Here is a 16,597-nt window from a genome sequence, read left to right on the forward strand (position 1 = left end):
ATAAGAAATCGGGAGGGCAACTGGATGAGCACCTATCAATCTGTTTTTAAACGCTATGAAAAGAAATATATGCTGAATGAAGAACAGTATCGGCACCTGCTCAAAAGAGCGGCAGGAAAAGTAAAAGAGGATAAGTTCAAGCAAAGCAGGATTAACACGATCTATTTCGATACCCCGGATTATCACTTGATTTCCGCGTCCCTGGAAAAACCGCTCTATAAAGAAAAATTAAGACTAAGAAGTTATGGTACTCCCCATGGTCATGATCAGGTTTTTGTAGAGCTTAAGAAAAAGTTCCAGGGTGTGGTCTATAAGCGACGAACAGTAATGTCTCTGGAAGAGGCGGTGGAGTATCTCTACCATAGAAAACCGGCCCGCAACGCCAGTCAGATCACGCAAGAAATCGACTGGTTCCTCAAGTTCTATGGAGAGATTGGTCCCGCCATGTATATCTCCTATGAGCGCCTGGCTCTTTCCGGTATTGAGGATCCCGGACTAAGAATTACCTTCGATCAAGATATTCTCTGGCGTCAGGATGAGCTTGATTTAAGCATGGCACCTTGGGGGCGCTCGTTGCTGGCTCCGGGACAGCGGCTTATGGAGATCAAAATTGCCGGCGCCATGCCCTTGTGGCTTGCACACATTTTGGACGAACTGGCAATCTACCCGAGCTCCTTCTCCAAATACGGCAAGGCTTATCTGACTTCCTCAGCAGGTCAAATATTAAATAAAGGGGGAAAAATCATTGCTTGACAGTATTTTTCAAAGTATATTGAATATAGAGGCTGCCGGAACGGCTTTTCCCTGGCAATCTTTTTTGCTTTGCACAGGGGTCTCCCTCTTACTGGGGATTATTATTGCTTGTTTCTATATGTATCGCAACGCTTATTCTTATAGCAAAAGTTTCGTAGCTACTTTAGCCACCTTGCCGGCAATCGTTCAGCTGGTGATCATGCTGGTCAACGGCAACCTGGGAGCCGGTCTTGCCGTTATGGGGGCGTTCAGCCTGGTCCGTTTCCGTTCCATTCCCGGTTCTGCTAAGGAAATCAGCAGTATTTTCCTGGCTATGGCCATCGGTTTGGCCACAGGTATGGGATTCTTGGGCATTGCCGTTATGTTTACACTGATCCTTGGCTTGACCAATCTTTTGCTGGATTGGGTGGGGTTCGGCGAACAGAAAAATGCTGAGAAAACCTTGCGGATTACGATTCCTGAAGGGTTGGATTACTCTGGAGTTTTTGATGATCTTTTTGAGCGGTATCTGAGCAAATGGGATTTAGTCCAGGTTAAAACCACTAATATGGGAAGTCTCTTTAAATTGGATTACCGAATCCTGTTGAAAGATATGAACAAAGAACGAGAACTGATTAACGAACTTCGCTGCCGCAACGGCAATCTGGAGATACTCTGCGGCAGGGTCAGCGTGCGTAAGGAGGAACTATAATGAAGAAAATAAGGTCAAAGGGATACACATTAGTCTCCCTTTTCCTGGTCTTGACCTTAGGGCTCACAGGCTGCGGCAAGGCCGGAAGCCAACAGGAAATGAGTGATGCCTCTGTGGCCATCTCCTCCCCGGTAACTTCGTCAGCGGAATTTGACCTTAGTTTTTCGGCTCGTGATTTGGACGTAGGTTTTGACGAGGGGACGGCCACCCAAATTACTTTAAGCGATAGCGGCATTGAGGTGGTGGGTTCAGGTGCCGAGGCCGAGGGGGAGACGGTGAGCATTACACAGGAGGGGACGTATGTTTTATCCGGATCCTTGCCTGATGGGCAAATCATCGTCGATGCACCGGACACGGATAAGATTCAGCTGGTCCTGAGGGGAGTGAGTATCCATAACGAGGATCATGCGGCTTTGTATATTAAGGAAGCGGACAAAGTGTTCATAACCCTGGCCACAGACAGCCAAAATACCCTGAGCGATGGCACGGAGTATGTGCAAAGGGATGAGGTCAATGTGGATGGGGCGATTTACAGCAAGGCTGATCTCACCATTAATGGAGGCGGTTCCCTCAATGTCATCGGTAATTATAAACATGGGATTGTTTCCAAGGATGATCTGGTCATCACCGGCGGCAAGCTCTCCGTGACCGCTCAAGGCCAGGGATTGCATGGCAAGGATTGTGTCAAAATCAAAGATGGCATCTTTGCCTTGAAGACTCAGGGAGATGCTGTTCAATCAGATAACACCGAGGATGAGACCAGAGGGTTTGTCTATATTGCCGGCGGCACCTTTGCCATCGAGACCCAAGGGGATGCCTTCCAGGCCGAAACCCTTCTCCAGGCCGACGGCGGTACGTTCAAGATCATGACCGGGGGGGGCAGTGAAAACGCCAGCACGGATTCCCAGGGCAATGAACAGGCCGGCTGGGGCATGTGGGGCGGGCCTCCGGGAAATCCTGAGAACGTCAATGGCGCCCCGCCTGAAACAGCAACTGAAGCTGCAACGGTCGAGGACACTCCCAGCGCCAAAGGATTTAAAGCCGGTAAAGAGATGATTCTTAATGAAGGAAGTTTTGATATCGATTCTTCCGACGATGCCCTGCACAGCAATGGCAAGCTGGTCATTACCGGAGGCACTTACGCTGTCAGTTCCGGAGATGATGGGCTTCATGCCGATGGTGATTTGACCATCACCGGGGGAATTCTCCTGGTGGCTAAAAGCTATGAGGGCATAGAAGGAAATACCATAACCATCACAGGCGGGATCATAGAAGTCACAGCCCGTGACGACGGCCTGAACGTAGCCGGGGGCAACGACGGCTCAGCTTTTGGCCGGCCCGGGCAGAACAGCTTCACTCAGGTAAGCACAGATCACTATTTGCGGATCAGCGGCGGTGAGATTAAAGTCGATGCCGCCGGGGACGGCCTGGATTCCAACGGCAACCTGTTCGTCGAGGGGGGAACGATTACCGTAAGCGGTCCTATCAATAATGGCAACGCTGCCCTGGATTATGACGGAACGGCCACGATTAGCGGCGGAGTCCTGATGGTCACGGGGAGCAGCGGGATGGCTCAAGGGTTTTCTGAAGAGTCCGGCCAATATTCCTTGCTTCATAATCTTTCAACCTCTGTGGCGGCAGGAAGTGAGGTAACCTTAACCGATGTCAATGATAAGGTCATCCTGAAGTGGACGGCAAATAAGGAATTTACCTCAGTTCACCTCAGCTCTCCGGATCTGGTCCAAGGGGGGACCTATACTTTAACTGCCGGCCCCCTTGAAGAAACGGTGACTCTATCTTCAGTGGCCACCTCTAATGGCGGGGGCATGGGCAGCGGCATGGACGGCATGGGAGGCGGCGGCAAAGGTGGCAACTTTGGCGATATGAAGGGCCAGCCTCCCCAACCGGGTGCAAAACCGGACCGTCCCAATTGAACGAGGTTAAACTACAGTGGAAAACCATGAATATTAGCTAGTTAAAACCCCCTGGGCTATCCCGGTGCATTGCACTGGAGGGGATGCCGCAGGGGGTTTTTAACTTCCTATTTGAGCCAGCTGTCCACTAAGTCCCGATTCTCAGCCATCCATTTTTGGGCCGCTTCTTCAGGTTTCATACCCTCGTTAATATAACCCTCCAAGGTACCGATCTGTTGATCATTGAGCTCAAATTTCTTGAGCATTGCCGCGACTTCGGGATGAGCTTGGGTAAACTCCTTGTTGGCCAAAGTGTGAATCTGTTCAGACTGGCCATAGCTGCCCTTTGGATCTTCAAGGTATTTTAAATCGTATTTGGCGAATTTCCAATGGGGGCTCCAACCGGTAACGGCAATCCATTCCTGGTTGCGATAGGCTTTGTCTAAAGCGGCCAGCATAGCGGCTTCAGAACTTTGAATCAGGTTAAAATCCAGGTTATAGCTGTCAATAGCAGTTTCAGTAGCTTTCATAATTCCGGCACCGGGATCAATCCCCGTAATTCTGCCGCTGAGCCTGTCTTTGTGGGCGTTCAATTCTTCGATGGAGCTGATCTCCGCATACTCAGGAACCACAAGGCCGATTTTTGCTTCAGCAGTATACCACACGCCATAATCATCCAGCTTGTTTTTATATTTATCCCAGAAAATTTGATGAGTAGTGGGGAGCCAGCTGTCCATGAAGATATCTAAATTTCCTGCGGAGAGTCCCACAAAGAGGGGAGCGGCATCAAGGCTTGTCATCTTTACTTTATAACCTTGTTCTTCCAGGATAACTTTCCAGAGGTTGCTGACGGCTACGGCTTCCGCCCAGTTAACATAGCCGATATTGACCGTTTTGTCGCTGCCGTTGGTCTTTTTATTGCCGGATGGGCTGCCGGGGGCTGCTCCACAGCCGGTCAGCCCAATGGCGAGCAGAGCTGTCAGCGCCCAGAAGAGGGCTTTGGGCCAAGATTTTTGTATTTTCATTGAATCATCCTTTATATTTTTATGATTTTCTAGATCTTTTTAGCTACCCGGGAGTTTCGTAAGGCTCCCTGGCTGAGACGGTCAAGGATCATGGCCAGGATAACCACCGCTAAGCCATATTCGAACCCTTTGCCGATATCCATCCCGGAAATCCCTGCCAGTACCCCGGCTCCCAGGCCCTGAGCTCCGATCATGGCGGAGATAACCACCATGGATAAGGAGAGCATCATGGTTTGATTGATTCCGGCCATGATGGTCGGCAAAGCTAGGGGTAATTGAATCTTCCACAGCATTTGCCGGGAATTGGAGCCAAAGGCCTCTCCCACTTCCACCAGATCGGCGGGAACCTGACGAATTCCCAGAGCCGTTAAGCGAATGACAGGCGGCATGGCAAAGATAACGGTGGCAAAAATCGCCGATACCGTTCCTAAGCTGAAGAACATCAAAGCAGGAATGAGGTAAACGAAGGAAGGCATGGTTTGCATGAAATCCAGAATAGGGGAAAGGACTCTATGAAAACCATTATGCCGTGCTCCCAGTATCCCTAAGGGAATTCCGATCACTAAGGAGACAAGGGAGGCGAGCAGGACCAGGATGAGAGTATCGAGAAAAGCCGGCCATAACTCTAAATTATAGATCAGACAGAGGCCTACGGTGGTGCCCAGAGCCAGGCGCCAGCCTTTGGCCCGCCATGCCAACGCTGCGAAGAGAAGGACGAGGATAAACCAGGGGACGACGTCAAGCCCCTCCCTCATTGCATCGGTCATTGAGGTTACCGAATCGGTAAAGGCATCGAAGGCACTTCCAAAATAGAAGAGCAGGGTATCGACACCCTGATTAACCCACTCCCCCAAAGGAATTTTCGTCATCAGGTTTCACCTCCTGTTTTTCCTGCCGAACTTCCCGCTTCTGCTAAGGCGGCAAGCACGACACCGCGAACAATGATTCCGATCAAATGCTCTTCTTCATCGACCACAGCCAGTGGAACCTTTGTATTGGCGATGACCGGAAGAATATCCTGAACGAGGACATTGCCCTGCAGAGCCAGAACTTCAATCAGCTCGACTTCCTGAAGGCTGTGGACACCTTTCTGACGGGCTTCAATGGCCAAGTCCGCATTGATAAGTCCATGCAAACGCTTGCTTCTGTCCACGACAAAAACGCTGGACAGGCCATGCTCTTTCATAACCTTAAGGGCAACATTAGGGCCGTCTTTAAGCTGTACTACAGGCTGAGGGCGCTTCATAATATCCTTTAAGGTGAGAATCCGGCTGAGATCCACACCACGGGCGAATTTGGCCACATAATCATCAGCAGGGCTGCCGACGATTTCTTCAGCTGTACCCACTTGGACCAGAGAACCGTCGCGGACAAAGGCGATTTGGTCGCCGATTTTCAGAGCTTCGTTCAGGTCATGGGTAATAAAGACGATGGTCTTATTCATCTTTTGCTGAAGATTAAGCAGCTCATCCTGCATTTCTTCCCGAATCAAGGGATCCAAAGCGCTGAAAGCTTCGTCCATGAGCAAAATATCCGGATCATTGGCTAAAGCCCGGGCCAATCCGACCCGTTGCTTCATGCCGCCGCTCAATTCATCAGGATAGGAGTTTTCCCAACCTGCCAAGCCGACCATCGCCAGACAATCCCGGGCCTTTTGCTCACGAGCGGCCCTGTCGGCCCCTTGAATTTCCAGACCGAAGACAGTGTTTTGCAGAACTGTGCGATGGGGAAGGAGGGCAAATTGCTGGAAGACCATGCCCAGCTTTTTCTGTCTTGTTTGCCTCAGCTCTTGGGGTTTTAGTTGAGTAATATCCACTCCATCAATAAGGATAGCTCCGGCGCTGGGTTCGATTAAACGGTTGAGACAGCGGAGAATGGTGGACTTACCGCTGCCGGAAAGGCCCATGATCACGAATATTTCTCCTTCGTTGACGGTAAAGCTGACATTATTTACACCGACGGTGAGGCCGGTCTCGCTTAGAATCTGCTCCTTGCTCAAGCCTTTGGCCAAAAGATCCAAGGCTTTTTGTGGTTGAGGGTTAAAAACTTTGATGAGGTTATTGACTTCAATTTTTACACTCATAACCAACCTCCTCTCATGAACAATAAATATTTCGAATGACAACCTTTAGAATATATTTAAGTTGTCACTTTGACTATTCTATAGACTTTGCTGACAGAAGTCAAAACGGTTGAGGCCGCATAATCCTTACTAAGCCAGCTTTGGCAGGCGTGAGCTTAAGGATCCTTGCGGATTGAGGAAACTGCTTCAATATCCTGATGCATTTGTTAGCCTATACAAGTTTTCTTTTTTATATTCTTTTTAGCACACGAGATTTAAACATATGAAAAAGTGATGAGCAAAAGCATTAAGGGTTATCATTGCAGAGAGTTTGCAGTTAGTGCTATGATAAAGCATAATAAGCAAAGATGAAGGAAGAGGGGATGGCATGATTTCCAGGACCATGCAACAGCAGGTTAACAGTTCCTCGATTATTCGGGCGATGTTTGAAGAAGGAAAACGCTTGTCAGCTCTATACGGAGCTGACAATGTCTATGATTTTAGTTTGGGCAATCCTAATGTGGAGCCGCCTGCTGAAGTAAAGCAAGCCATTATGGACATTTTAAATGAAGAGAATTCCACAACCGTTCACGGCTATATGAATAATTCCGGCTTTGAAGATGTGCGGGGAGCCATCGCCGCTTCCCTTAACCAACGATTCGCCACAGGGTTTGCAGCTGATAATATTCTCATGACGGTAGGCGCAGCCGGAGGCTTAAATGTTATCTTCAAAACCCTGCTCAACCCGGAGGATGAGGTGCTTACCTTTGCTCCTTTTTTTGGCGAGTACCGCAACTATGTTCAAAACTATCAGGGCCAGCTGATCGTGGTTTCGCCCAATACCAAGGATTTCCAACCTAATCTGGAGGAGCTTAAGGAGAAGATTAGTCCAAGGACCAAAGCTGTTCTGATTAATTCTCCCAACAACCCCACGGGTGTGGTTTATTCAGCGGAAACCATAGCTGCTTTGGTGGATATTCTCCGAGCAAAGCAGGAGGAGTATGGCACAGTGATCTATCTGATCGGAGATGAGCCCTATCGGGAGCTGGCCTATGATCAGGTGGAAGTGCCCTATCTGACCAAGTATTATGAGAACACCATCGTCGGCTATTCCTACAGCAAATCCCTCTCCTTACCGGGAGAGAGAATCGGTTATCTGGTGATTCCGCGGGAGGCTGCGGATTATGAGAATTTGATCGCCGCCGCCAATATAGCCAATCGCATTCTCGGGTTTGTCAATGCTCCTTCCCTTTTCCAGAGGGTTATCGCCAAATGCCTTGATGCCCAGGTTAACCTTGACAGCTACAACCGGAACCGGGAGCTGCTCTATAATGCCCTGGTATCCTACGGCTATCAGTGCATTAAACCCGAGGGGGCCTTTTACTTATTCATTAAAACTCCCCTAGAGAATGATCTTGAGTTTTGCACCCTGGCCAAGAGTAAAAATATTCTCATCGTTCCGGGCACTTCCTTTGCCTGCCCGGGATATGCCCGGATTGCTTATTGTGTGGCTTATGAAACCATTGAGAGGGCTCTGCCGGGATTCGAAGCGTTGATTAATGAAGTGAGCTGGGCCTCAGCATAGCCCTGTAAAAAAACTTTAAAAAATAATGTCAGATTTAAACAAGCTGAAACGTCATTATAAAACAAAGACTTACTCTAAAACGTAAGAAAAGAGTAAGTTTTTGTTTATTTTTATTTAAGAAACAAAAAGCCCAAACTATGGTAAATTTTATATAAGACAGACAGAGTACCAGAGGGGGAACGATAATGATGAACGATTGTCAACTGAGGCCTATGAGTCTGAAAACCTGTGTGACCATGCTCTTTTTAGCAGTAGCTATCGCATTGTTGGCTCCTTCGGTTACTTTGGCGTCAGCCGGCCCGACGATTCAATACTTCGGGGGATCGGACTGGGAAGTATTCAATGGGGTGGATAACACTCATGACGGAGGTTATGTGGTAGTAGGCCATAGCAGCTCTAACAATGGAGATATGGCGGGATTGAACAAAAGGTATTCTGATGCGGTGATTGTGAAGTTTTCAGCCAATGCTGAGGTTCAGTGGGTTAAAACTTTCGGCGGCCGCTCCGTTGATAGTTTTCAAAGTGTGAAACAAACCAAGGATGGCGGATACATAGCGGTCGGCTCAAGCTCTTCCACAGATATGGATATGAAGAATTCCCGCAAAAAGGTTCGGGAAGAGGGACAGGATACTTCTAATAATGACGCCATTATTGTCAAGTTTAACTCCTTGGGGGAGGTGGAATGGTTCAGGGATTTTGGCGGCAGCCTGGGTGACAGCTTTAATGGGGTGGTGGAAACTCCGGAAGGGGATTTCATTGTCGTAGGAGAGTCTGAATCAAAGGATGGGGATCTTTCCGGTCTTGCTCAGGGAAATAGTGATGCTATCTATGCCCGTTATCAACGTGACGGAAAATTTATGGGAGCTTACAGTTATGGCGGCTCCCTCAGCGACGGCTTCAATGATCTGGTTCTGCTCGCCGATGGCAGTGCGGTGGCTGTGGGCTACAGCGGCAGCAACGACAAGGATATGAAGGACACAGGACCCTGTCTGCTTAAAGGGATCGTGGTTAAGATCCATAAGAATATGAGTATATCCTGGGCGACTTCCGTGGATTTAACCGATCCCAGCTATCAGCGCTTGGTGCATTCTGCCGGCAATGGGCTCCAGGATATCAAGGTCACCCATGATCAAGGCTTCATCGTCGTGGGCAAAGGGATATATCTTGAGCGAAAAGCTGATGGCAGCAGCAATATGAATGAAGATGGCAGGATTTACAAATTTGATGCCCTGGGCCGGGAAGAATGGCATGACACCTATACAAACCAAGCCTATACCCGTTTCTTCGGTGTGGCCCAGGATCAGGCCGGCGCTTACACGGTGGTGGGGGACAGCTATATGCCGGGAGCGAAAAAGATCATTGCTCTGCGCTATGACTCTCATGGGGTACGGCTTTGGGATAAAGAAGATGAAGGAAGCCGCAATCGTTATTTATTGAGCCTTGTGCCCAAAGGAGATCAATTCGTGGCCGTAGGGTCCAAGTATATCCAAGGCAAAAGTGAAGAGGGCCTTTTATATATTGGCCGTTTTGAAGAAGAGGGCAGCAAGCTGGTGATGGCCCCCAACACAGGGAGCCATCCTGCCGAGACAACGACACAGCTGGAAGTCGGTGAGACAGAGCGACTTGCGGGCAATGACCGTTATGAAACGGCTATTGCCATCAGCAAGAAAGGATGGGAAAAAGCAGAGCATCTTGTTCTGGTCAACGGTAATAATTTCCCTGATGCACTGGTCGGTTCAAGCTTTGCCTACCTCCAGAATGCCCCTATCCTCATAACCCCTGCCGACAGGCTGGATGATCGGGTAAGTGCGGAAATTAAGCGCTTGGGCGCTAAAACAATTACTATCCTGGGGAATAGTGCTTCAGTCTCGCCAACGATTGAGAATCAGTTAAAAGAAAGATATAAAGTGACCCGGATCAGTGGTGCGGAAGTGCTGGACACTGCAGTTAAGATTGGGGAGGAGATCCGAAAGGTTAAACCCTTTGACACGGTTATTATCGCTACTCAGAGCAATTTCCCCGATGCTTTGGCCATTGCTCCTTATTCGGCGAAGGAAACGATCCCGATTCTGTTCACGGAAAAAGACAGGCTAAGGCCGGATACTAAGAAAGCTTTGGCAGGGTGGGGGATTAAGAACGCTATAATTATAGGCGGCACCGGTGTGGTTTCCCTTGATGTGGATCTTGAACTGGATGCTCTCGGCCTGACGGTTACCCGGCTGGGAGGAGAAGACCGCTATGACACTGCTTTGGAGATAGCCAGACATTTTGGAGCGGGGAGCCCTTATTCCGCCATTGCAGTGGCTACCGGAGAAAATTACCCCGATGCCCTGACCGGGGCTGTTCTCTCGGCCAAGAACAACACGCCGCTTATTTTGGTAACGGGAGACCGCGCCAAGAGCACAGTTCTGGACTATTTAAATCCCCTTTCGCTTAAAAAAGCGACCATTTTTGGGGGAGCCGGGGTAGTTGCAGATGAAATTTTTAAACACTAACAGATAGACAGACCGTAACCCGAAGACCATCTCTTCGGGTTCTTTATCTGGAGTTTTTTCATCAGCCGTCCTTCCCGTTCAGGGGCGGCAATCTTCCGGATACCGGCGGAAGTATGCCTTAGAAGAAGGAACTAAGACATTTAATGGAGAATATAGTAGAATATTTAGACATAACTCAGAGAAAGCGGCAATGACCGTTAGAGTTGCACCAAATAACAGGGGGTGTCTTGGGGCGGTTGCTGGGGGTGAGATGATGTTTCATTCATTATTGAGAGGGAGAGGTTGGCTGAAGGCGATCTTTCTTATGCTGTTTTTACTTGGTGTCTCCATCATACCTAAGTTTGGTTATGCCTCCCAGGAGCCGGTCCATATCCTGATTCTTAACTCCTACCACCAAGGGTTGGAATGGACTCATGATCAGACCGATGGAATCCTGCAAAAATTGCAAAGTCACGGAGAGCAGCAGATTTATGTGGAATATCTGGATTGGAAAAGGTACCCTACCTTAGACAATCTGAACAACCAGTTTGACTATTTACAGGCTAAATATACCGGCCAGCAGCTGGATCTAATTATAACCACGGACGATATGGCTTTGAAATTTGCCTTGGCTCATCGCGGGGAAATTTTCGCCAATGCTCCCATTGTTTTCAGCGGTATCTTAGAAAACAGTGCCCAAGAATTATTGCAGGGTCAGGAGCGGGTCACCGGGGTTTATGAGATTCTTGATTCAGAAGGGACCATCAGGCTGGCTTTGGCCATTAATCCCCAAGTGAAGCATATTTATGTTTTGAACGATCTATCGGAAAGCGGTCTGGCCTGTGGTGACGATGTGTTTGCTGCTGTCCGTAAAATCAATGGGGAAGAAGCCCGCGGACTGGTTGCTCACAGCCTCGCTTATTCGACCATCAATGAGATCCTTCATAAAGTTTCGGCACTGGATAATGACAGTATCGTGTTGCTTGGCTCCTACAATATGGATAGCACCGGGCTGATATTATCCACAGAAGATGTAGCCAGCGAAGTCAGCCGGAGCAGCAGTGTACCCATTTATTCTCTCTATGAGTTTCTGCTGGATAGCGGGGTGACCGGCGGCAGCTTATTGAGCGGGCGTGTTCAAGGTGAACATGCGGCAGACCAGGCTCTCAAGATCCTAGCAGGTCAGAATGTCGATACAGTGCCCATCATCAGGGAGCACACCTTTGTTGCGGGCTTTAATTACAATGAATTGATGCGTTTCAATATCCCGGAAAAATTAATCCCTCAGGACAGTATGGTCATTAATAAGCCTTTTTCCTTTGTGGATACTTACCGTTCCCTGGTCTATATAACAACCGGGGTCCTTTTGCTCCTCATCCTTTTGGTGACAGGCTTATTATTCAATATCAGAAGACGAATTAAGGTAGAAACTAACCTGAGAATCAAAAACGAAGAAATATCAGCCATGCATGAGGAGCTTACAGCCACGGAGGAAGAGCTTAGACAGCAATTTGACGAACTGCTGAGCAATCAACGGCAATTGAAGGAGACTCAGGAACTCCAGGAATTGGTCCTTGAAGCGGCTATAGATGCTATTTGGGACTGGGATATGATTCGGGATATTCGGGTTTACCACTCCAAAAACTCCTCCCTTTTGGGATATAAAGGGGACGAAATCCGCAGTGTTGAGCATTGGAATGCCCTGATGCATCCCGACGACAAAGCAGAATTTCAAAAGAAGCTGAATCAGCACCTGTTTGAGAAGACTGCCCGTTACAGCTGCGATTATCGGATTAAGGATAAAGATGGAGAGTATAAATGGATCCGCGCCTTTGGCAAGGCCTTGTATGACCAGAGTGGCAATCCTTACCGGATGGTGGGGTCTCACCGGGATATTACAGACATCAAAGAAAAAGAAATGCATATCAAGTATTTAGCTTATCATGACTTTCTTACGGGGCTGCCCAACAGGGCTCAGATCCAGGAAATTATTAAAAGTGAAATCCTCAAAGCGGAGGAACAGGGCACCCTTCTTGGTGTTTTATTCCTCGATATCGATAATTTTAAAGCGATCAACGATTCATTTGGCCATCCTACAGGGGATCAGCTTTTAATCACAATCAGCCGTCATCTGACCCAAATCTTAGACAATCATGTGGTAGCCCGTTTGGCTGGGGATGAATTCCTTATTCTTATCCGGGATATTCAGGAAAAAGAGCAGGCCATAGATTACGCAGAAAGAATTATGAAGCTCTTCGAGACAGCCCTCGTTATTTATAAGCAATATTGCTATATCTCAACCAGTATCGGGATTACTTTCTACCCTCAGGATGGGGAGAGCTATGAAAGCCTTTTGATCAACGCGGATACCGCAATGCATAAAGCCAAAGAATTAGGCAAGAGAAACTATGTCGTATTTAATATGGAAATGAAAAGAGCTGTGGTGGAAAAAGCGGAGATTCAAAACAATTTACGGAAAGCCATAGAATTTGAAGAATTCGTTCTCCACTATCAACCCCAAGTGGAACCCCATACAGGAAAGGTGCTTGGTTTAGAGGCCCTGATACGCTGGGAAAAAGAGCATAAGCTTATTCCCCCCAATAAGTTTATCGGAGTTGCCGAAGAAACCGGACTAATCGTACCCATTGGGGACTGGGTCGTTGCAACAGCCTGCGCATTTCTGAAAAAGCTGCATGATTTGGGTTACCGGGAGTTAACTATGTCCGTCAATATATCGGCACGCCAACTCCAGGAAGATCGATTCGTGGAAAAGGTCTTAAAAGTCCTCCGGGATAATGATCTTGATCCAAGCAAGCTTGAGCTGGAGATTACGGAGACGATGCTGATTGAATTTTTAGATGCTAAAATAAGCAATGTCCTGGCCCGGCTGATTGAAAATGATATCAAAATCTCTCTGGACGATTTTGGCTTGGGGTATTCCTCCCTTAACTATATTAAACAATTGCCTATTTCCACCTTAAAAGTGGATAAGTCATTTATTGATGACATACAATCCACTCCGGAAAGCAAGAATATCACCGGTTTAATCGTTATCATGGCTCATCAGCTGGGCTTAAAAGTGGTGGCTGAAGGGGTGGAGAAACCCGAACAAAGAGAGTATCTGATCAAATACGATTGTGATGCAATCCAAGGCTATTTAGCCAGCAAGCCTCTGCCGGAAGAAGAGCTCATTAAAGTCCTGAATAAGAATCTTTTATGAAAAGAGTTTTATACAACCAGTTAACTTGAACTAAGCTCGAAAGCGCAGCTGTAGACAGTTATTGTCTATGGCTGTTTTATTGTCTAAAATTGTATTATTTTGCGCTATTATTTTTATTTTTGGAGGAAATTTGAATAATTTGACGAAAGAGTATTAGGTTAAGTGCTACTAATTTTTTTGGGGGATTGAAATGATAAAAATCTTAGCGGACTCGACATGTGATTTGTCGCAGGAGGTATTGGAGAAGTACAAGATCGACATTGCACCACTTACTATTTGTATTAAGGATAAGGATTATCGGGATCGGATCGATATTACACCCGATGAGTTCTATGGTTTTATCGAGGACCTGGACGCTCCCCCAACTACATCAATGCCGAGTCCCGCGGAGTATCTGAAGATTTTTAAGCGAGCTATTCAAGAAGGTCATAGCTCTATTCTCTGTATCTGTATGTCCAGTGGCACCAGCGGCTCTTATCAATCGGCCGTTATCGCACGGGACTATTTTTTTGAGGAACACCCTGAGATGACGGATCGGGTTCATGTGGTGGATTCTAAATCCATGAGCCATGGCAGCGGCTGGTTAATTTTAAAAAGTGCCAGAATGAGGGAGAATGGGGCCGCTTTTGCTGAGCTTGTGGAGTTTAATGAGGCCCATAAGACCAGTGTGAAGCATTACCTTTCTGTTGATGATCTGGACCATTTGATTCGCAGCGGCAGGCTGACCAACGCCAGTGCTTTTGTAGGTAAACTGTTAAAGCTGAAGCCGATTATGACCATGAAAAAAGGCAAAGGGGCCATTGTGGCCAAGGAGAGAGGCCGGAAGAAAGTCCTGGAGCATTATGTTTCCGAGTTTTCCCGGCGGGTTAATGATGAGCTGACCGATTTTATTATTATCGGCTATACCTCTGATATAACTTATGCAGAAAATTTAAAGCATAAAATCGAAAGAGATACCGCCTACAAGGGCGATATCTTTATTATGCAAATGGGAGTAGCGGTAGGGACACATGTCGGTCTGGGGGCCTTATCCATGTTCTTCCTGGAAAAGGGCCGCATGAAAGACAATCTGCTGATTAATGAGGTCCATGGACTGGCTGCCTTGAAGAATCAACTCTTAAGGAATTAACCTTTAAGAAATTAACTTCTGGATGAGAAGGGGCTGATGCAAGAACTGCGAAGTTCATTGAGCAACAGCCTCTTTGTATTGTTAATCTGCTCTTGTTATGGTATTCTTTAAATAGGAAAATTATGGGATGGTGATGCCCGTGGATATTTCGCACTATGTGCTTGGACATAGAGAAAGAGTTAAGAATGAGGACCAAAAACGAGAGAAGTTTCTTGCTGAGGCTATATATAAGGCTAAGCAAATCGCTGGGGAATTACCCAGAGTCTTTCCTGGTGTAGAAGTTTATCTTTTTGGTTCGTTGACGACGGAGTTTTATGAATTGACTTCAGATATTGATCTTGCTATTAAAGGGCTCCGAGAAGAAGATTACTTCAAAGCACTCAAGATAGCTGAGGAAATTGGGGCACCTATTTCAGTCGATCTTGTGCAAGTGGAATATGCACAGGAAACCTTGCAAAAGAATATTGAACGAGAGGGTGTGAAATTATGACCGGCGGGGAAAAAAAGATGATTCTGGCGAAAAATGCAGCCATTAGTTAATGGAGTATCTTCTACAGCTGCAGGAATTGAAGGGGCTTATCAAAAGACGGTCAGCTTCATAGAAGAGCTAATCAGGGGTTTGTCTCAATGAAGTAGATAGGGGAGTTGTAATGCTCGTCCTGTTAGAAAATAAATTTAAAACACCTGTGTTGTTAAACGGAGAGATCCGGCTGGCACCACAGGTGTTTTTATTCATAAGAAAAGGGTGTATAATGTAGTGTCAGGTTTTTAAGGTGATGCCTTATCGTTGATATAACCGATTTAGTGAGGTCAAAATGGAAGAAAAATCGTCAAAAACCGGAGTGTTGTCTGCCTTGGCTGCTTACACAGCCTGGGGATTGCTGCCTATCTATTGGAAGACGTTGCAAAGTGTGCCGGCACAGGAAATTTTAGCTCATCGGATTACCTGGTCCTTTGTTTTCGTCGCCTTGTTGGTTCTGTATAAAAAGCAATGGGGTAAGATCAGAAGTGTACTCCGGGATCGCTCAAAAGTGTTGGGACTGCTGTTAAGCGCCTTGCTGGTCACATCCAACTGGTATATCTATATTTGGGCGGTAAACAGCAATAGAGTTGTGGAAGCAAGTCTTGGCTATTATTTTAATCCCCTGATCGTTGTTTTGATGGGGATTATGGTGCTGGGTGAACGGATCGATCGCTGGCAGATTGCGTCCATCGTTTTGGCATGCCTTGGGGTACTTATCCTTGCTTTGGAGTATGGAAAAATTCCCTGGATTTCCTTGGGTCTGGCGACAACCTTCGCTTTATATGGTTTGGCGAAACGGCTGGTGGCTGTGGACTCCTTGCTGGGCTTGACTTTAGAAACCGCCGTAGTTACACCTATTGCCATAATTTATCTTTGGACCGCAGGGGCAAACAGTGGGGGAACAATCAGTCATTTTGGTGTTCCAACCCTGCTGTTGCTCATGGGAGCGGGAATCGTGACGGCCATTCCCTTGTTATGGTTCGCCCATGCCGCCAAGAATGTGCCCTTTACAACGATAGGCTTTATTCAATATCTATCCCCTACGTTAAGCCTGGTGCTTGGCGTGTTCGTCTATCATGAGGAATTTACGTCGACTCATGCCTTGAGTTTCGGCTTTATTTGGTTGGCTTTAGCTGTCTATTCGGTTTCCAGGATAGTTGTTTTCCGCAAGGCCAATCTGGGTGTAGCTCATTCTTTACAGGGGAAATAAGATCGATTCAAG

12 protein-coding genes are annotated in these 16,597 nt (G+C 47.3%); 9 read left to right on the forward strand and 3 right to left on the reverse strand.

Annotation, left to right across the window (positions count from 1 at the left end; all coding sequences use genetic code 11):
- Positions 1-24 precede the first annotated feature (24 nt).
- Genes DHAF_RS11440 through DHAF_RS11450 form a run of 3 tightly spaced genes read left to right on the forward strand, consistent with a single transcriptional unit; the run spans position 25 to position 3,378 of the window.
- Positions 25-753 carry a polyphosphate polymerase domain-containing protein gene (locus DHAF_RS11440; RefSeq protein ID WP_005814520.1) on the forward strand — a complete coding sequence of 243 codons (729 nt, stop codon included), beginning with the start codon at positions 25-27 and terminating at the stop codon, positions 751-753.
- Positions 746-1,444: a DUF4956 domain-containing protein gene (locus tag DHAF_RS11445; protein WP_005814522.1), complete on the forward strand. Its 699-nt coding sequence runs from the start codon at positions 746-748 to the stop codon at positions 1,442-1,444. Before DHAF_RS11440 ends, DHAF_RS11445 begins: the two co-directional genes overlap by 8 nt.
- Entirely contained in the window at positions 1,444-3,378 is a 1,935-nt protein-coding gene (locus tag DHAF_RS11450; RefSeq protein WP_005814523.1) for a carbohydrate-binding domain-containing protein, read from the forward strand. The genes DHAF_RS11445 and DHAF_RS11450 overlap by 1 nt, the downstream gene beginning before the upstream one ends.
- Positions 3,379-3,485: 107 nt before the next feature.
- On the opposite strand, the gene DHAF_RS11455 is transcribed toward DHAF_RS11450, so the two are convergent.
- Genes DHAF_RS11455 through DHAF_RS11465 form a run of 3 tightly spaced genes read right to left on the reverse strand, consistent with a single transcriptional unit; the run spans position 3,486 to position 6,465 of the window.
- Positions 3,486-4,382 (reverse strand): glycine betaine ABC transporter substrate-binding protein, encoded by an 897-nt coding sequence (locus DHAF_RS11455; RefSeq protein ID WP_005814526.1) that lies wholly within the window; start codon positions 4,380-4,382, stop codon positions 3,486-3,488.
- A gap of 29 nt (positions 4,383-4,411) precedes the next feature.
- On the reverse strand, positions 4,412-5,251 hold the full coding sequence (locus DHAF_RS11460) for an ABC transporter permease (protein ID WP_005814528.1): 840 nt from the start codon (positions 5,249-5,251) through the stop codon (positions 4,412-4,414).
- Complete coding sequence (locus tag DHAF_RS11465; RefSeq protein WP_005814530.1) at positions 5,251-6,465, reverse strand: quaternary amine ABC transporter ATP-binding protein; 1,215 nt, start codon at positions 6,463-6,465, stop codon at positions 5,251-5,253. Before DHAF_RS11465 ends, DHAF_RS11460 begins: the two co-directional genes overlap by 1 nt.
- A 367-nt stretch (positions 6,466-6,832) precedes the next feature.
- Between DHAF_RS11465 and DHAF_RS11470 the strand changes: the two genes are divergently transcribed.
- From DHAF_RS11470 to rarD, 6 genes are all read left to right on the forward strand, one after another.
- The gene (locus DHAF_RS11470) at positions 6,833-8,029 is read left to right on the forward strand and encodes a pyridoxal phosphate-dependent aminotransferase (RefSeq protein WP_011459580.1); all 1,197 of its coding nucleotides are present in this window, start codon (positions 6,833-6,835) and stop codon (positions 8,027-8,029) included.
- A 185-nt stretch (positions 8,030-8,214) separates the two neighbouring features.
- Positions 8,215-10,524, forward strand: coding sequence for a cell wall-binding repeat-containing protein (locus DHAF_RS11475; protein WP_005814535.1), 2,310 nt, complete (start codon positions 8,215-8,217; stop codon positions 10,522-10,524).
- 304 nt (positions 10,525-10,828) lie between these two features.
- Entirely contained in the window at positions 10,829-13,723 is a 2,895-nt protein-coding gene (locus DHAF_RS11480) for an EAL domain-containing protein (RefSeq protein WP_242659973.1), read from the forward strand.
- A gap of 190 nt (positions 13,724-13,913) precedes the next feature.
- Positions 13,914-14,852, forward strand: a complete 939-nt coding sequence (locus DHAF_RS11485) for a DegV family protein (protein WP_005814538.1) — start codon at positions 13,914-13,916, stop codon at positions 14,850-14,852.
- 127 nt (positions 14,853-14,979) lie between these two features.
- Complete coding sequence (locus DHAF_RS11490; protein ID WP_005814540.1) at positions 14,980-15,342, forward strand: nucleotidyltransferase family protein; 363 nt, start codon at positions 14,980-14,982, stop codon at positions 15,340-15,342.
- Positions 15,343-15,667: 325 nt separating this feature from the next.
- Entirely contained in the window at positions 15,668-16,585 is a 918-nt protein-coding gene (gene rarD / locus DHAF_RS11495) for an EamA family transporter RarD (protein ID WP_005814542.1), read from the forward strand.
- The last annotated feature ends 12 nt before the right edge of the window (positions 16,586-16,597 follow it).

The sequence above is a fragment of the Desulfitobacterium hafniense DCB-2 genome (assembly GCF_000021925.1).
GTDB classification, from domain to species: domain Bacteria; phylum Bacillota; class Desulfitobacteriia; order Desulfitobacteriales; family Desulfitobacteriaceae; genus Desulfitobacterium; species Desulfitobacterium hafniense.

What these genes read in the sequence shown, in the direction of transcription:
- DHAF_RS11460 (WP_005814528.1), bottom strand. Translation starts at nt 5,251, where the DNA reads ATGACGAAAATTCCTTTGGGGGAGTGGGTTAATCAGGGTGTCGATACC.
- DHAF_RS11480 (WP_242659973.1), top strand. Translation starts at nt 10,829, where the DNA reads ATGCTGTTTTTACTTGGTGTCTCCATCATACCTAAGTTTGGTTATGCC.
- DHAF_RS11465 (WP_005814530.1), bottom strand. Translation starts at nt 6,465, where the DNA reads ATGAGTGTAAAAATTGAAGTCAATAACCTCATCAAAGTTTTTAACCCT.
- DHAF_RS11475 (WP_005814535.1), top strand. Translation starts at nt 8,215, where the DNA reads ATGATGAACGATTGTCAACTGAGGCCTATGAGTCTGAAAACCTGTGTG.
- DHAF_RS11455 (WP_005814526.1), bottom strand. Translation starts at nt 4,382, where the DNA reads ATGAAAATACAAAAATCTTGGCCCAAAGCCCTCTTCTGGGCGCTGACA.
- DHAF_RS11440 (WP_005814520.1), top strand. Translation starts at nt 25, where the DNA reads ATGAGCACCTATCAATCTGTTTTTAAACGCTATGAAAAGAAATATATG.
- DHAF_RS11490 (WP_005814540.1), top strand. Translation starts at nt 14,980, where the DNA reads ATGGTGATGCCCGTGGATATTTCGCACTATGTGCTTGGACATAGAGAA.
- rarD (WP_005814542.1), top strand. Translation starts at nt 15,668, where the DNA reads ATGGAAGAAAAATCGTCAAAAACCGGAGTGTTGTCTGCCTTGGCTGCT.
- DHAF_RS11450 (WP_005814523.1), top strand. Translation starts at nt 1,444, where the DNA reads ATGAAGAAAATAAGGTCAAAGGGATACACATTAGTCTCCCTTTTCCTG.
- DHAF_RS11485 (WP_005814538.1), top strand. Translation starts at nt 13,914, where the DNA reads ATGATAAAAATCTTAGCGGACTCGACATGTGATTTGTCGCAGGAGGTA.
- DHAF_RS11470 (WP_011459580.1), top strand. Translation starts at nt 6,833, where the DNA reads ATGATTTCCAGGACCATGCAACAGCAGGTTAACAGTTCCTCGATTATT.